The following is a 15369-nucleotide window of genomic DNA, read 5'->3' as shown; positions in this document are numbered from 1 at the left end:
TTTAAAAGAAAAAAGCTACAATGAAAATGAAGATTCTGAAAAAGGAGAATACATATAATGAGTGATTTTCTAAAGAATTTAGAGAAATATGCAGAGCTTGCAGTAAAAGTTGGTGTTAATATTCAAAACGGCCAAACATTAGTTATTAATACAACCCTTGATGCAGCAGAATTGGTTCGCCTAGTTGTAAAAAAAGCCTATGAAGCTGGTGCATTTAATGTTGTTGTTAACTGGAACGATGATATTGTTTCTCGTACAAAGTATGATTTGGCTCCTGATGAGGCTTTCAATGAATACCCTGAATGGCGTGCAAAAGAGGTTGAAGAACTTGCGAAGGATGGCGCAGCGTTTATGTCAATCGTTTCAACGAGCCCCGACCTATTAAAAGGAGTAAAATCTGAACGAATTGCCAATTTCCAAAAAGCAGCTGGTAAAGCACTATCTAACTATAGAAAAATGATGATGGCTGATAAAGTGAGCTGGACGGTTATCGCGGCCCCATCTCCTTCATGGGCTGATAAAGTTTTCCCTGAAGCACCTGAAGAAACAAGAGTTCAATTGCTCTGGGATGCCATTTTTAAGGCTACACGTTCAGATGTAGAAAACCCTGTTGAAGAATGGAAAAAGCATGATAACACTCTACATGAAAAAGTAGATTATTTGAATAACAAACACTATAAAAAACTACACTATAAGGCACCAGGAACAGATTTAACGATCGAGCTTCCAGAAAAGCATCTTTGGTGTGGAGCTGGCAGCATTAATGAAAAAGGGCATGAATTCATGGCAAATATGCCGACTGAAGAAGTTTTCACAGTCCCATTAAGAACAGGTGTTAACGGAACTGTGTCAAGTACTAAACCATTAAGCTATGGCGGCAATATCATTGACAACTTCACAATCACATTTGAAAATGGCCGAATTGTCAGTGTAAAAGCAGAAGAAGGCGAAGAAATTCTTAAACAGCTAGTAGAAACAGATGAAGGCTCTCACTATCTTGGAGAAGTAGCACTCGTACCATTCAATTCGCCAATTTCTCAATCAAACCTGCTTTTCTATAATACTTTATTTGACGAAAATGCCTCTAACCATCTTGCAATCGGAAGTGCATATGCATTCTGCCTTGAAGGCGGCAAGCAAATGTCAAGTGATCAACTAAAGGAACATGGTTTAAATGATAGTCTCACTCATGTTGATTTTATGATAGGATCTGCAGAAATGGATATTGATGGCATTAGAGCAGACGGAACAAGCGAACCAGTCTTCCGAAATGGTGATTGGGCATTTTAATTGATATTAGACATTGTGAAGAATCATGCGGTATGATCTGCATGATTCTTCATTTTTTCCACAAATAGATACTTCGAACATTCCCATCAGCATCTGGCATGAAATTGATCGCATATTTGTCTGCATTGTAAATCACACGTTTTTCGCCATTCATAGGGTCATAGCCCTCTTCATCAGGCTCGCCAAATAAACTCTTTATCATTTTTATTGATGTTTTCACTCGTTCACCTGGAATGGAAACAGCTGTCACGATACCAGTCGTTTTTTCATAATAATAGGTGATTTCAGGATACATCACATAAGGAGTTCCGTCAGCAATACCTTCCTCTATATATATTGGCTCGTTTTTTTTGATATTCGCAATATTCGTCCCAATTGGATATGGACTTCCAATTGGGAGGCCTTGTTTTGCTTTTTCAATTACATCACTGCTAAGCTTGAGGTTTTGGAAAGGATAATATATTTCACTTTTTTTACTCCAACGCTCATACCATTTCTCTCCATTTTCACCATTCAAGGTAGATTCGTCCTTCTTTTTGAGCGTCATGGCTTTCTCATCAAATTCCCATGTAATGAATCTCCATTCCTGATCACCTTGTAAATGAGCTGTTTGAATATATTTCTGGTATATTGATTTCATTTCAGATCCAAAAATAGTGGTTAGATCTTCACTAAATTGAACCTGCTTTATTTCTCCATCTTTAATAGCGAATAATAATAATTTTGAGTTCTCATTTTCACTAGGCTGCAATATCGTAATGAACGTTTTATTTCCTAAATTCAGTGGATAAACCTGGTTGAATGACGAATTAAATACAAATGAAGAGGTCCATGCTTCATCTAAAGCTTCCTGCTTGTATGCGACAGCAGAATCCTTTTCAGCTAAATAAATGGAATAATGGCCAGTATAAATTTGATTCTTTACCCCAAGGTTCTCATTCAAGGAACTTTGTTCATCCTCTGCATAAAGAAATACAGTATATTCGTAAGACCCATCATAAGCTTCGAATTGGTAAAGTGATTTCTCTTTTAACCAAACAGTGTCCTTTTTTTCCTTCTTTTCACTTATGACAGCGGGGTGATTGACAGTAGTGCTTAGGTTTTGCTGCTTTCTTTCTATTTCATCATTAGAAGCATTTGTTTCACTCATACAGGCTGCTAAAATGCCTGATAACATAATTAAAGCTAATATATATAAATAATTTTTCATTAAAAATCTCCCAGTAGGTTAAAAACATTTTTGATATTTCTTTGTAGATTATTTTTTGCACTTTAAAAGTGTAACAAATAGCCAGCTATTCTACAAATCTCCCAATATACCCATTTTTCGAAAAACTCGTATCTAAATAGCTATTAATGATTATTAACAGATAGCGAAAATAATAATTTCCTATACAATAAAAAGAGCAAGAACCTTAATGGAACTTGCTCTTTACTCAATCAATATTGTAGATCAGCTTCTTCTTTAATCTTATTACTTGTCATTATACTAACGATGATAAACGAAATTAATGATAAAATAACCGGAAGGACAACCGTGTGCATGCCGAATAGGTTTGGAAAATACAAGTGAAAAATGATATAGGAGCCTATCCCAATAACCATAGATGATATGGCACCAAATTTATTGCCTTTCCTCCAGTATAATCCGAGGACAACAGGCCAGATAAAGGCAGCTTCCAATCCGCCAAATGAAAATAAATTCAGCCAAATGATTAGATCCGGCGGGCTAAGGGCCATTAAAAATACGAGGATCCCTAAAATTGCCGTTACACCAAAACTCATTTTCTTTATCGTCTTCTCTTCAGCATTTGGCTTAATATAATTGATATATACATCCTTTACAACAGCCGAGCTAACAAGAAGCAATAAGGAATCTACAGTAGACATAATGGCAGCCATCGGAGCTGCTAATACAACCCCGGCAAGCCATGGTGGCAATACTTCAAGGGCAATAAGCGGCATAACCTTATCGCCTACCTCAATTCCTGGAAGAATTGGACGAGCAAAAACGCCAATTAAGTGCATGCCAAGCATAATGAATCCAACTACTACTGTGCCAATAATGATTGCCCTATGCATTGCTTTTGAATTTTTATAGGACATCGCTCTAACCGTTACTTGCGGAAGCCCTACAACACCGACACCTACTAAAACCCAGAATGACGATACGTACAATGGAGTCAGTCCTCTATCAAATCCATAAGGACTAATTAAATTAGGATTTTCTGCTATTAGATCATTTATTATATTTGGAATTCCTCCACCTGCAATAATAACAGCTATTAATAATATGAGTGTACCAATAAACATGATCGCACCTTGAAGCGCATCTGTTAAGGCAACCGCACGAAATCCGCCAATAATTACATATACCATTACGGAAATTGCAAAAATAAACAGAGCTGAGCTGTAACTTAGTCCTGTAAGGGATTCAATCAGTCTTGCTCCGCCAACCCACTGAGCAGCCATCGCGGAAAATAGGAAGACGATAATGCTGAAAGCAGACAACAACACAACCCACTTACTTTTGTATCGTTCCTTTAAATAATCAATTAATGTGACTGCTTGATACCTTCTTGCAGTGATGGCAAACTTTTTCCCTAGAACCATAAGAACGAAATATCCCGTTACAACCTGGGACATAGCAAGCAATACCCAGCCAAGCCCCTGTGTATATGCAACACCTGGTCCGCCAATAAAACTGCTGGCACTTCCATATGTCGCCATCATCGTCATCGCTAAAATAAACCCGCCAAGCTCTCTCCCACCAAGAAAATATTCTTGAAGAAACGAATTGGATTTATTCATTTTCTTACTTGCCCAAAAACCTACAATAAATATAAGAACTAAAAAAATAATTAATGGCGTGATGACTTGCCAGCTCATTTCGTCTTAGTCCCCCCGTCTTTTTCTTCGTCAAATGGGACATCCTTAAAGAAAAACTTCACGACAATAATAACAAGGATAACCATAACGACAAATCCTACTACACAGCTATAGAAAAACCATGCAGGCAATCCTAAGATGAATTGATAGTTTTCAACTGGCTCTGATCCCATTCCGTAAGCAAAGCCAAACCACCAGATAAAATTAAATAGAACTAATCCGATTCCGATCCAGGCTTCTTTTTCAGCTATTTTAAAGCGAGGATCTTTTTTCTTATTTTTCTCCATTTTATCCCCCTTTGTTTACCATCCTTTTGTATTGTATTAGAAAAACTTGTTGCTCGCCAAGTCCTTCCCGCGAATGACTCAGTTTTTTGTATGCGATATTATTTGCAAACACTTAATCAAATCCAAAAACACTTTAGAACGTTAAAAAACTTAAACTCCTATTAGCATAATACATCAAAACTTTACATTAAATAGGACATAATTTACTAGCATTTTTCCCTATCATCATAGTATAATTAACGAGAATTTTGAATGGTAGGTGTTTGTATCCTATGTGGAGTGATTTCAAGAAATTTGCATTTAAAGGAAATGTATTAGATCTCGCTATTGGGGTCGTTATTGGAGGAGCATTCGGCAAAATTGTCACCTCTTTAGTTGAAAATATTATCGTGCCTCTTACAGGTCTACTTCTTGGCGGGATAGATTTGACCAAACAGCTTGTCATCACAGTTGGCAAAGCAGAAATAAATATCGGGGCATTTGCTCAAAGCATTCTTGACTTCCTTATCATATCTTTTTCAATATTTATTTTCATAAGGATTATTAATAAGCACTTTAGTAAGAAGGAAGAACAAAAGCCTGCACCAGTTGAAGTGGATAAGACGGAAGCTCTTCTTACTGAAATAAGAGATTTATTAAAAGAAAAATAAAATTTTATGAAACTCTTTTTATGGACAATCGTATAATATATATAGACATATCTTAATGAGGTGAAAAAAGTAATGTATGTTCAGCAAACAGCTAATTATAATAATAGCCATTTACCAGCCGTATTAAGGACCTTTGCTTTGTCTTTGGGAATTGCTTTTGCCGGTACAATGGCAGGTGTTTTTGTCCCGCCGGCGATGTTTCTGCCGCTCGCTATTCTTGAAATTGGAATGCTTGTCTTTGCGTTTATCATTCGTCGTAAAAAGGCGATGTCATATTCCTTCTTATTTGCCTTTACCTTTATTTCAGGGTTAACGACCTATCCAATTGTTTCACATTACCTTGCAACAATTGGTCCAGAGCCTGTTCTGTTGGCTCTAGCAACTACTACAACTGTATTTACAGGTCTAGCCATATACGCTACAACTACTAAGCGTGATTTATCCTTCTTAGGCGGTATGCTAATGGCTGCATTGTTGGCACTTATTGCCATATCAATCTTTAGTATTTTCTGGCCATTAAGCTCATCTGGTATGCTTGCCTTCTCTTTCATTGGGGTACTAGTATTTAGCGGTTATGTTCTTTTTGACTTTAACCGCATGAAGCAATATGGAGTTACAGCTGAACAAGTGCCTTTAATGGCTCTTAACTTATATCTTGATTTTGTTAACTTATTCATTAACATCCTGCGTATTTTCGGAATACTTGGAAGCAAGGACTAAAATTCTATTTCTGGTTATATATGTAAACATGAAAAGTAGAGTGGATTATTTGATCCACTCTATTTTTATCTTTTCTTGAAAATTTTAACATTTGCAAGATTGTTTTCATCCGTAAAAATAACATCTTTTTTCTTCGTGATTTCTTCTAGCCTTTTAACTGCTTCTTCAAATTCTACATTGCTCATCTGTTTGGTTGCAAGTAAAGAACAAAGTATAGCAATACCGATTGCAGTCGTATCAACATGAATATCTACCTGTAAATCCACATCAGAGTTTCCGCTTTGCCCAATCGAATTTTTACTCTCATTATTAATCTTTATAATATTTTGGTCATTTGATCGTGCTTCAGCATTATTCTTATTTTCATCAATAATATTAGAATTTATGTCGATATCATTTTCTTCTTTTGAATTCAATCGGGGTATATATTTATTGCCTCGCTTTCTCGAATACATACCATCACCTATCCTAATAAAGGCGGGACTTAATAATCCCACCTTTTATATTAGATATCAATATCAGCTTCTTGATTTTGGTCATTTTCCTGATCCTGATCTGATTTTACACGTGCATTACTTCTACTGTTCAATCGAATGTCGACTTTAGAGTTTCCAGAATTTTCGATTGTACTTTTTGCCACATTTGTGTTTTTATCAGTATTTCGAACATCTGCATCTGCATCAGCTTCCGATCTATTGCGTATCTTGTTTTCTAATTCAGAATCCACATCTACATCGACATCTGTGTTTGTATTGTTTTTTCGATTTCCTCCCGAGCTCACAAAGTTGTTATTTGGAAATTTCTTTCTTTTTCTTCTCAATTGAACTTCCACCTTTCTGATTCATATAAAATATTATTCTGTTAGACGTGTAAGAATTGCCCTTGCCCTACACGTCTAACTATCAGAGATTAGTCAAAATACGAAGGAATTGTTTTCACTACCAATGAACCAATACAATTAGGTAAAAAAACTATCAGGTGAAGTTAGATTTTTTGCATATATTTATCAAAATCCCACATCAAGATCTTGGTCTTGATCATTTTCCTGATCTTGTTCTGATCGAACACGAGCATTACTCTTGTTATTCAATCTGATGTCAACTCGTGAATTGCCTGAATTATTGATATTGCTTCGTGCACTATTAATATTTTTATCAGTGTTACGAACATCTGCTTCAGCATCAGCATCTGATTTATTTTTTAGCCTATTTTCAATATCAGTATCTACGTCAACATCTACATTTGTATTTTCACGATTTTTAATCCTTTTGTTAGAACTTCTAAAGAAACTTTGATTTCCAAAATCATCAAACTCTCTTTCCATAATACGCTCATCTCCCTTCCCAGTATTTAATAAACAATATATTCATGTACAACATGTGTGAATAGGCAATTCTACAAGGTTTTTAACCCATTTATTGAGTTTTATTGTTCGTTTGAGTACTACTATTTATAAAACAATAATTTATGCCTAATTAAATATAAGTAGAAAATTCTGTTTACATACAGGGGAATTTCAATAATTGTTTTCATTTCTTTTTAAAAAAATATCCCTCATAGGAGAAATCTATGAGAGATATTATGTAAAAAATATTAATGCGTATACTCTTCTTTTAATATACTGTAAAACGTTAAATCGATAAGTTTGTTTTCTTTAAGAATATGGTTGCGTAAAATCCCTTCATGCTTCATTCCGCATTTCTCCATGATTCTCCATGAGCCTGGATTGTCTGTAAAAGCAGCAGCATAAATTCGATTTAAGTTTAAAACAGCAAATCCAAATTTGATTAATAATTTTGCTGCTTCCGTTCCATATCCCTTGCCCCAAAATGGCTTTCCAATCCAATAGCCAAGTTCGCCACGACGATGCTCCATAACAGGACGAATACTGATAAGGCCGATTAAGCCATTATCCTCTTTAAGGACAATGGCATATGTGATGACTCTTCCCTCTTTTTCAGCCTCCAAAATATTAGCAATATACTCCTTTGCAGCACCCTTCGGATAGGGATTTGGAATATTTAAAGTCGTTTTTGCTACTTCATAATCACTTGCATATTCCTCTACCTTTTCGGCATCTTCCAAAGCAAGTGAACGCAAAAAGATTTGTTCTGCGTTTAAAATTTCCATTTTCATACACACCTTTTCAGTCAATATTGGGGTGGTATTTATCGTAATTGTCAAATCTCTAATATAAAGTCTGGGTTGTCTTAAAACCCTTATATCTACATAAGAAGGGACTTCACATTATTGGAAAAATCGATTTATGTGGTCCCTGATTTTTGCTAAAAGGAAGGTTTATGAGGCCACTCCCCAATGGATTTTTGCTTTATGTGGTCTCACTTCACAAAGAATTCTTGCTTTATGTGGTCTCATGGAAGGCTTATGTGACCACTTCACAAAGAATTTTACCTTTATGTGGTCTCATAGAAAGCTTATGAGACCACTCCCCAATGGATTTTTGCTTTATGTGGTCTCATGGAAAGCTTATGTGACCACTTCACAAAGAATTTCACCCTAAATGTGGTCTCATGGAAGGCTTATGAGACCACTTCACAAAGATTTTTACCTTTATGTGGTCTCATGAAAAGGTTTATGTGACCACTTCACAAAGAATTTTACCTTTATGTAGTCTCATAGAAAGCTTATGAGACCACTGCCCAATGGATTTTTGCTTTATGTGGTCTCATGGAAAGCTTATGTGACCACTTCACAAAGAATTTTACCTTTATGTGGTCTCATGGAAGCTTCATGAAACTATTAAACAAAGAAATATTTTAAATGTGGTCTCATGAAGGTTATGAGACCACACCTTTTAAGCTATTCGACTGTTACAGCTAACTCTTTAATTAATAACGTGGGAGAACCAATATAGCCTGGCGCAACAAAGTTCATTGAAAACTCTAAGTCGGAGCCAATTCCCTCAATGTTATTTAATACATCGTAGAAATTGCCGGCAATCGTCATTTGTTTAACAGCGTTTTGAATTTTTCCTTCTTTAACAAAATAACCATTTGCAGCTAAAGAGAAGTTACCGGAAACAAAGTCAGCTCCTGAATGTAATCCTGCTAAATCCGTAACGATGATGCCCTCTCTTATAGAAGCAATGAGCTCTTCAAAGCCTTTATTTGAAGGGATGACATATAAATTGGTTGGAGATACCGTCAAGGAACCTTTATAGGAAGATTTATAAGCATTCCCTGTAGTTTCTAGTCCAGCCTTCTCAGCTGTTTTGCGATTATGAAGCAAAGTAATTAACTTTCCGTTCTTCACAATTTCCTTCTTTACTGTTGCTACACCTTCACTATCAAACGTCCTGCTGAATAGCCCATCTTCTAAAAATGGATCATCTACTATTTGTAATTCTTCCGCAGCAATTACTTCTCCTACCTTATCCTTTAAAAGTGATTGTCCCTTTTGTGCGTTTTCTGCAGAAAAAATAGGAGAGAAGGTTTGAAGTAGACTAGCTGCTGCATCATTTCGCAATAAAACAGGATAACGCTTGCTTTCAGCTGACTGTGCGTTCAACTGGGATAGAGCCTCTTCAACAGCATACTTTGCAATTTCTTTGGGAACAAAGGAAGAGAAATCTCTTGTCATCTTAATATACGTGCCTGTTTTCGTTTCTTCCCCTTGCTTTACAACAACAGAAATATACATGCCGATATAATTCTGTTTCCCTTTAAGCGAAAGTCCCTTGCTATTCATGATAAAACGCTCTGACTCAGCACTTTCGAGAATAAAATAATCCGTTCCCGTTACTCTTTCATCATACTCATAAATATGATTCTCGATTTCTTTAAATAAAGCTATCTTTTCCGGAATTGTTACTTTTGCTAGTTCAGAAGAATGAAAGCTGCCTTCATGATAAACCTCACTTCCGGAAAAAATATCTTCTTGAATTTCTTCTTCTATAAATTGAGAATTTTCTTTTGCATTTTCAACAAGAAATTGGAGGGAGTCTTCGTCTAATTTTTCTGTAAACGCATATCCCATTTTCCCATTAAAGAGACCACGGAATGCTGCCCCTGCTACTTCAGAAGTTTCGTAGGAATCGATTTCCCCTTTGAACAAGGCGCAGCCAAATTTTTCTTCCCGCTCAAAGTAAATTTCCATATCATGAAAACCATGCTGCTCTGCAAGTTCAAATAATCTTTGCTGGAATTCCTGAACATTCATCCTATTCAACCTCCTTACTTCCGCCAACCGTCATTTCACTTACACGAATCATTGGCTGACCAACATTAACAGGGATACTTCCGCTTAATGAGCCACACATCCCTGCACCGTGTCCTAAATTATTTCCGACCATGTCAACGAGCTGTAATGTTTCGGCGCCATTTCCAACAAGAGTAGCTCCTTTAAGTGGCTTGCCGATCTTGCCATCCTTCACAAGATACGCTTCCATAACGGCAAAATTATAATCGCCTGTAGCCGGAGTTACTGAACCACCGCCCATATATTTTGTATAGATGCCATGCTCTGTATTGGAAATGATTTCTTCTGGTGTTGACTCCCCTTCCGCAATAAAGGTATTTGTCATTCTTGATGTAGGTGCGAAACGGTATGACTGTCTTCTGCCTGATCCTGTTGAAGGCATTCCCATTCTTCTTCCGTTAAATTTATCAATCAAGTAACCTTTCAAAATCCCATTTTCAATTAAAACATTTTTCCGTGCTTTTTCGCCTTCATCATCAATCGTAATCGATCCCCACTCATTTTCAAGCGTTCCATCATCAATATATGTAACGACTTCTGATGCAACCTTCTCACCAATTCTACCAGCAAAAACAGAATTATCCTTTGCTACAGCTGTGGCTTCTAGTCCATGTCCACATGCCTCATGGAAAATAACCCCACCGAATTCATTATCGATAATAACTGGAAACTTTCCACTCGGACAAGGCTCTGCACTAAGCATCGTTACAGCAATTCGAGATGCCTCAGCAGCATAGTGCTCAAGATTGAGATTCTCAAAAAACTCAAACCCCTTATGCGCACCTGGTCCGTAAAAGCCAGGCTGTATTTGTACTCCATCTGAAGCGATGGACTGAATCGCCATTCTTCCTCTTACCCTTTTATCTTCAACAAATTTCCCCTCACTGTTGGCAATAAGAACATTTTGTTCCTCATCCAAGTAACGGACCAATACTTGCTGAATGCTAGAATGATAGTTTTTGGCAATTTCGTACGCCTTCTTCATTACATTCACTTTTCGGATTTTTTCTGTTTCTCGTGGATGAATCGCTATCGGATGGGCACAGGTAATTATTTCTTTAACAAGTGGTACTGGCTGGATGATCGTTTCTCCAGAAATAGCATGTGCTGCATTTCTCGCAGCTTTTAATAAACCTTCTTTTGTCACATCTGTTGTGTACGTATACACACTATTAAGGCCTTTAAAAACGCGGATTCCAATCCCGAAATCCCTTCCTGACAAGCTATTTTCAATCTTTCCGCCCTGAAGTGTCAAATTATTTGTATACCGATCTTCAACGAATACTTCGGAAAAATCTCCACCGGTTGCTAGTGCAGCCGTTAGGACGTCTTCAATTACAGATTTCGATAGCATAAGACCCCTCCTTTTCAATCTAATAATTCAGAATCATTAAAACAAGATAATTATACTAATATTTTCCTATTCTTACTACTAATGAGACCTTCTTTTCCCACAAATAATAGATGATCTTCCTTAATTTGTTCTAAAACAGATCTCCAAATTGTCTCATCATCTATTAAAAAATGACCTGCCTTCGATACAAAGTGCGTGATTGAAATAGGTATTTCCTTGGATACTTTTTCAATTTCTTCAAATGGGGCCATTCCATCCTCTTTTCCATGCCAGATATGGACAGGCATTTGTATTTTCTCGAATTCGAATCCCCACGGTTTAGTTATTAATTTGATTTCTTCTACAATTCCGTCCACCCTGATACGAAAGGCTCCTAATAAATGAGCCATCATGTCTTTAATCTGATCATCTGTTTGTATATATTTTCGATCCCACTCATTTAAATGTTTATTTCCTTTTTTCATCGCCTCAATAAATCTCTCTGGCTTCTGCTCGATCATTTTTTTCTGTGATTGATAGGAAAGCTTGACTAGCCATGGTGCATATTTTCCTAAAGAAAAAGCTATCCGATTTTCTTTTATCATACTTTTCGGCGGCTTGCCGTTTTTAAATGGAGCTACACTTGAAATCATGGATACATGATCAATTCTTTCTGGTATTTGATACGCACATGCTGCAGCATAAGCTCCGCCGCCGGATACACCTAATACAGAAAACCTTTCGATTCCAAGTCCATTAGCCAGCTCCTTTACATCATTCGGCCAATCTAGCAAAGTTCTATTTTTGTTTGGATCAGAAGTACCAAATCCGGGTCTATCAGTCGAGATTAGCCTTAAGCCAAGCTCTTTCGCGATCTCGTCATCCTTCCTAAACCATATTTTAGATCCAGGTGTTCCATGAAATATCATCACCGGAATTCCATCATTTTTCCCATACTCAATAAAACCTAATTTTCTGCCGTCTTTAAGATGGAATATTTTCTCTTCCATTGAACTCTCTCCCTTATCATTGATAACTCCATTGTAAAAGATCACGTTGCGAGAGCTTCAAGGGTTTTAATATAAAAAAACAGCCCCTCGAAACCAGAAGCTGCATCATTTTAAAGGACGCCTGAAAAAAGACGGGCAAAGGATTCCTTCGATCTTTCAACAAATCCTCGTTTATAATATTGGATAGGATTTATTATCTCACTATCCTTCATGTCTTGTTCATAATGAGTCACGAGATCTCGTATGGAGCTTGTACCATACAGAAAAACATTCACTTCGAAGTTCAGATGGAAGCTGCGCATATCCATATTCGCCGTACCAAGAGATGCAAGATTTCCATCGATAATGATAACCTTTTGGTGTAAAAAACCCTTTTTATATGAATAGATTTCTACACCATAGCGAAGCAGCTCAGGAAAATAGGATCTGCTAGCATATTGGGTTAAAAAGCCATCATTGATTTCCGGAACCATAATTCGAACTTCTATCCCTTTCGCAGCTGCTACTCTTAACGCTGTCCGTATGGATTCGTCCGGAACAAAATAAGGAGAAGCAATCCAGATAGACTTTGTTGCAGAGGAGATCATTGAAAAATAAAAATCACTCATGAGTCCAGCTTGAGTGTCTGGTCCGCTCGCCACAACTTGAACAGCTCCGTCCTGGATCCCATCATCAATAACAGATTTGGAGGTTGAAAATCTTTGGAGGATCTTCTCTCCGCTAATATACTCCCAATCGAGTAAGAAAACCATATGGAGGAAAAAAACTGCTTCCCCTTTAAGAAGCATATGGGTATCCCGCCAAAAACCAACCTTTTCATTCTCACCTAGATACTCTACACCGACATTTAGTCCACCTACAAAACCGATCTCTCCATCAATAACGATGATTTTCCTGTGATTGCGAAAATTTACTTTTTGATTGAAAAAGCCATACTTTAACGGGGAAAAAGCATTTACTCTTATTCCCGCCTTCTCCATTTCTTTAATAACTTCCGGCCCAATTTTCCTACTGCCAACAGCATCAAATATAAATAAAACTTCGACTCCCTTTTTTGCTTTTTCAATCAGAATACGAATGATTTCATTCCCTAAACGATCAGAGCGAAAAATATAATATTCAATATGAATAAATTTTTCAGCCTCTTTCAGCTTTTTCATTATTTCTGGAAAGGTCTCATCTCCATTTTTTAAAATAAATGATCGGGATGCAGTACTTATTGGAGTAGGGGATGTATGATTCGCGAATTTTGCAAATGAATGCTGATAATCCTGTAAAAAAGCTAAATCTGGTGATGTATCCTGCTGCAATACCTTTTTCCATTCTTCCCTATCTTTTTTCCGCTTGCTTCGAAATAGATAACCTTTTAAATAGAGCTGTCCAGAAAAGAGATAAAACAAGTACCCAATAATCGGGAAAAACAAAAGTACATATATCCAAAGGAGTGTATGCTGGGGAGAGCGATTTTCCAGCATTAACGAGTAAATACTCACCATGATCGTTGATATATATATAAGTGATATCCATGCCTTTGCTGCCAAGCTGAGATTGCTAAATAAGAGCAAAGAAAGTGATATGAATAGAATAAAAGCAATTAGAAATTCAACCCGGCGTTTTCTCATTATCATCATCTTCTCCAAAACAAAAAAATAGAGGCTAATTACAACTATCATTTCCATTATGAATCGGCTTTAAAAGCAAGTATCCGTTTTCATCTTCTATATTCTCCTTTATTTAAATATTGAAAGGTTAAATTTGTGATTAACCTTGTTTAAATTTGGTTTAAAAATGGTAGAATTAGAGAAAAATCATTGAAGGAGGAGCTTATGAATATTAGACTTTTATCGCCAAATGATTCCGATGCTTATAGAAATATGAGATTAATGGCTCTACAGAAACATCCTGAAGCCTTTGCCTCGAGCTACGAGGAGGAAGCAGCTTATTCTAAGGATGTTTATAAAAATCGATTTCAATCGGAGAATTCGTTCACATTTGGAGCTTTTGAAAACGAGGAATTATTAGGAACTGTTACTCTACTGAAGGAAACAAAGCTCAAATTGAAACACCGAGCAATGATTGTTGCGATGTATGTGTCACCTGAAAAGCGTAGAATGGGGATCGGTAAAACATTAGTAGCTAATGCACTTGAAAAAGCAAAAGAACTTGGTGAAGTTGAGCAAGTATATTTGTCCGTTGAGGCAACGAATGAACCTGCCAAGAAGCTTTATGAATCTTTTGGTTTTGAGGTATATGCTGAGGAAAAAAGAGCTTTGAAAATAGGGGATACCTATTATGATGAAGAGCATATGGTTTTATTTTTTTAAATTTGGCTATGTTAAACTTCCCTGTTGATTTCCGCTGCAGGCACTTAGCGATCGCGGGCGGTCCGGAAGCCTCCTCGTCGAAGAGCGCTCCTGTGGGGTCTCCCTTCGACTCGCTTCTCCCGCAGGACGTTGAATAATCTTCCCCGAGTAAACACCGCACGAAGGAAATGCGAATGCATTTTCGAGGATCTCGTGCCTTCCGCTCCAATCAACAACAAAATAGCATTATCAACACTGAGCTTTAACACAGCCTTAAATTTAAGAATTACAAGAGAACCAGGCACGAAACCTAGTTCTCTTGTTTCTGCTACTTCAACTGTTTACTGATACTTCTTCACGATTTCCTGAAGCTTTAAGGCAAGACCCATTTTTCCTTCTACCTTCAAACCACCAGTCATAAAAGCAATTGTTGTATTCAAGTCATCCTTTAAAAGCTTCGAAAAATTTTTATCTGAAAGAATTAAAGTTACTTCTGATTCGTGAAGTGTGCCTTCCTCTACCGACACTTTCCCGTCCTTAATTACTATTTGCAATTGACCGCTTTCATCTAAATTCACTTGAAAAACTCGGTCCTTTTCATTCTCGATATGTTCAGGATTTGCATTCATTTTTTCGATTAGCTGAAATAGTTCTTCTTTTACCGGCATG

The 15369-nt window shown here is 36.9% G+C and carries 16 protein-coding genes; 4 read left to right on the top strand and 12 right to left on the bottom strand.

Annotated features, from left to right (window positions below; genetic code table 11):
- Window positions 1–57: 57 nt before the first annotated feature.
- Window positions 58–1290, top strand: coding sequence for an aminopeptidase (locus tag KHA94_RS18460; RefSeq protein WP_213103597.1), 1233 nt, complete (start codon window positions 58–60; stop codon window positions 1288–1290).
- Between the two features lie 49 nt (window positions 1291–1339).
- On the opposite strand, the gene KHA94_RS18455 is transcribed toward KHA94_RS18460, so the two are convergent.
- The 3 genes from KHA94_RS18455 to KHA94_RS18445 form a co-directional block, all read right to left on the bottom strand.
- The gene (locus KHA94_RS18455; RefSeq protein WP_213103596.1) at window positions 1340–2500 is read right to left on the bottom strand and encodes a hypothetical protein; all 1161 of its coding nucleotides are present in this window, start codon (window positions 2498–2500) and stop codon (window positions 1340–1342) included.
- Between the two features lie 230 nt (window positions 2501–2730).
- The gene (gene panF / locus KHA94_RS18450) at window positions 2731–4179 is read right to left on the bottom strand and encodes a sodium/pantothenate symporter (RefSeq protein WP_213103595.1); all 1449 of its coding nucleotides are present in this window, start codon (window positions 4177–4179) and stop codon (window positions 2731–2733) included.
- Window positions 4176–4466 carry a YhdT family protein gene (locus KHA94_RS18445; protein WP_213103594.1) on the bottom strand — a complete coding sequence of 97 codons (291 nt, stop codon included), beginning with the start codon at window positions 4464–4466 and terminating at the stop codon, window positions 4176–4178. Before KHA94_RS18445 ends, panF begins: the two co-directional genes overlap by 4 nt.
- A gap of 272 nt (window positions 4467–4738) precedes the next feature.
- Here KHA94_RS18445 and mscL point away from each other — a divergent pair, with 272 nt between their 5' ends.
- On the top strand, window positions 4739–5116 hold the full coding sequence (mscL, locus tag KHA94_RS18440; protein ID WP_213103593.1) for a large conductance mechanosensitive channel protein MscL: 378 nt from the start codon (window positions 4739–4741) through the stop codon (window positions 5114–5116).
- A gap of 72 nt (window positions 5117–5188) precedes the next feature.
- Entirely contained in the window at window positions 5189–5836 is a 648-nt protein-coding gene (locus KHA94_RS18435; RefSeq protein WP_213103592.1) for a Bax inhibitor-1/YccA family protein, read from the top strand.
- A gap of 65 nt (window positions 5837–5901) precedes the next feature.
- On the opposite strand, the gene KHA94_RS18430 is transcribed toward KHA94_RS18435, so the two are convergent.
- The 8 genes from KHA94_RS18430 to cls form a co-directional block, all read right to left on the bottom strand.
- Complete coding sequence (locus tag KHA94_RS18430; RefSeq protein WP_213103591.1) at window positions 5902–6291, bottom strand: hypothetical protein; 390 nt, start codon at window positions 6289–6291, stop codon at window positions 5902–5904.
- Between the two features lie 50 nt (window positions 6292–6341).
- Window positions 6342–6656: a hypothetical protein gene (locus tag KHA94_RS18425; RefSeq protein ID WP_213103590.1), complete on the bottom strand. Its 315-nt coding sequence runs from the start codon at window positions 6654–6656 to the stop codon at window positions 6342–6344.
- A 186-nt stretch (window positions 6657–6842) separates the two neighbouring features.
- Window positions 6843–7160, bottom strand: coding sequence for a hypothetical protein (locus tag KHA94_RS18420; RefSeq protein WP_213103589.1), 318 nt, complete (start codon window positions 7158–7160; stop codon window positions 6843–6845).
- A gap of 269 nt (window positions 7161–7429) precedes the next feature.
- The gene (locus KHA94_RS18415) at window positions 7430–7966 is read right to left on the bottom strand and encodes a GNAT family N-acetyltransferase (RefSeq protein WP_213103588.1); all 537 of its coding nucleotides are present in this window, start codon (window positions 7964–7966) and stop codon (window positions 7430–7432) included.
- 690 nt (window positions 7967–8656) lie between these two features.
- Window positions 8657–10015 carry a TldD/PmbA family protein gene (locus KHA94_RS18410; RefSeq protein WP_213103587.1) on the bottom strand — a complete coding sequence of 453 codons (1359 nt, stop codon included), beginning with the start codon at window positions 10013–10015 and terminating at the stop codon, window positions 8657–8659.
- A 1-nt stretch (window position 10016) separates the two neighbouring features.
- Window positions 10017–11408 carry a TldD/PmbA family protein gene (locus KHA94_RS18405; protein WP_213103586.1) on the bottom strand — a complete coding sequence of 464 codons (1392 nt, stop codon included), beginning with the start codon at window positions 11406–11408 and terminating at the stop codon, window positions 10017–10019.
- Between the two features lie 50 nt (window positions 11409–11458).
- Complete coding sequence (locus KHA94_RS18400) at window positions 11459–12397, bottom strand: alpha/beta fold hydrolase (protein ID WP_213103585.1); 939 nt, start codon at window positions 12395–12397, stop codon at window positions 11459–11461.
- A 110-nt stretch (window positions 12398–12507) separates the two neighbouring features.
- Window positions 12508–14019: a cardiolipin synthase gene (gene cls / locus KHA94_RS18395; RefSeq protein WP_213103584.1), complete on the bottom strand. Its 1512-nt coding sequence runs from the start codon at window positions 14017–14019 to the stop codon at window positions 12508–12510.
- 204 nt (window positions 14020–14223) lie between these two features.
- Here cls and KHA94_RS18390 point away from each other — a divergent pair, with 204 nt between their 5' ends.
- A complete protein-coding gene (locus KHA94_RS18390; protein WP_213103583.1) occupies window positions 14224–14721 on the top strand; it encodes a GNAT family N-acetyltransferase in 498 nt (165 codons plus the stop codon).
- A gap of 320 nt (window positions 14722–15041) precedes the next feature.
- Here KHA94_RS18390 and KHA94_RS18385 read toward each other — a convergent pair whose 3' ends face one another.
- Complete coding sequence (locus KHA94_RS18385; RefSeq protein WP_213103582.1) at window positions 15042–15368, bottom strand: SCP2 sterol-binding domain-containing protein; 327 nt, start codon at window positions 15366–15368, stop codon at window positions 15042–15044.
- Window position 15369: the final 1 nt, after the last annotated feature.

The sequence above is a fragment of the Cytobacillus citreus genome, from assembly GCF_018343665.1.
Classification (GTDB): domain Bacteria; phylum Bacillota; class Bacilli; order Bacillales; family Cytobacillaceae; genus Cytobacillus; species Cytobacillus citreus.
This window is presented reverse-complemented; position numbering and strand designations above follow the sequence as displayed.

What these genes read in the sequence shown, in the direction of transcription:
- KHA94_RS18460 (WP_213103597.1), top strand. Translation starts at nt 58, where the DNA reads ATGAGTGATTTTCTAAAGAATTTAGAGAAATATGCAGAGCTTGCAGTA.
- KHA94_RS18455 (WP_213103596.1), bottom strand. Translation starts at nt 2,500, where the DNA reads ATGAAAAATTATTTATATATATTAGCTTTAATTATGTTATCAGGCATT.
- panF (WP_213103595.1), bottom strand. Translation starts at nt 4,179, where the DNA reads ATGAGCTGGCAAGTCATCACGCCATTAATTATTTTTTTAGTTCTTATA.
- KHA94_RS18445 (WP_213103594.1), bottom strand. Translation starts at nt 4,466, where the DNA reads ATGGAGAAAAATAAGAAAAAAGATCCTCGCTTTAAAATAGCTGAAAAA.
- mscL (WP_213103593.1), top strand. Translation starts at nt 4,739, where the DNA reads ATGTGGAGTGATTTCAAGAAATTTGCATTTAAAGGAAATGTATTAGAT.
- KHA94_RS18435 (WP_213103592.1), top strand. Translation starts at nt 5,189, where the DNA reads ATGTATGTTCAGCAAACAGCTAATTATAATAATAGCCATTTACCAGCC.
- KHA94_RS18430 (WP_213103591.1), bottom strand. Translation starts at nt 6,291, where the DNA reads ATGTATTCGAGAAAGCGAGGCAATAAATATATACCCCGATTGAATTCA.
- KHA94_RS18420 (WP_213103589.1), bottom strand. Translation starts at nt 7,160, where the DNA reads ATGGAAAGAGAGTTTGATGATTTTGGAAATCAAAGTTTCTTTAGAAGT.
- KHA94_RS18415 (WP_213103588.1), bottom strand. Translation starts at nt 7,966, where the DNA reads ATGGAAATTTTAAACGCAGAACAAATCTTTTTGCGTTCACTTGCTTTG.
- KHA94_RS18410 (WP_213103587.1), bottom strand. Translation starts at nt 10,015, where the DNA reads ATGAATGTTCAGGAATTCCAGCAAAGATTATTTGAACTTGCAGAGCAG.
- KHA94_RS18405 (WP_213103586.1), bottom strand. Translation starts at nt 11,408, where the DNA reads ATGCTATCGAAATCTGTAATTGAAGACGTCCTAACGGCTGCACTAGCA.
- KHA94_RS18400 (WP_213103585.1), bottom strand. Translation starts at nt 12,397, where the DNA reads ATGGAAGAGAAAATATTCCATCTTAAAGACGGCAGAAAATTAGGTTTT.
- cls (WP_213103584.1), bottom strand. Translation starts at nt 14,019, where the DNA reads ATGAGAAAACGCCGGGTTGAATTTCTAATTGCTTTTATTCTATTCATA.
- KHA94_RS18390 (WP_213103583.1), top strand. Translation starts at nt 14,224, where the DNA reads ATGAATATTAGACTTTTATCGCCAAATGATTCCGATGCTTATAGAAAT.
- KHA94_RS18385 (WP_213103582.1), bottom strand. Translation starts at nt 15,368, where the DNA reads ATGCCGGTAAAAGAAGAACTATTTCAGCTAATCGAAAAAATGAATGCA.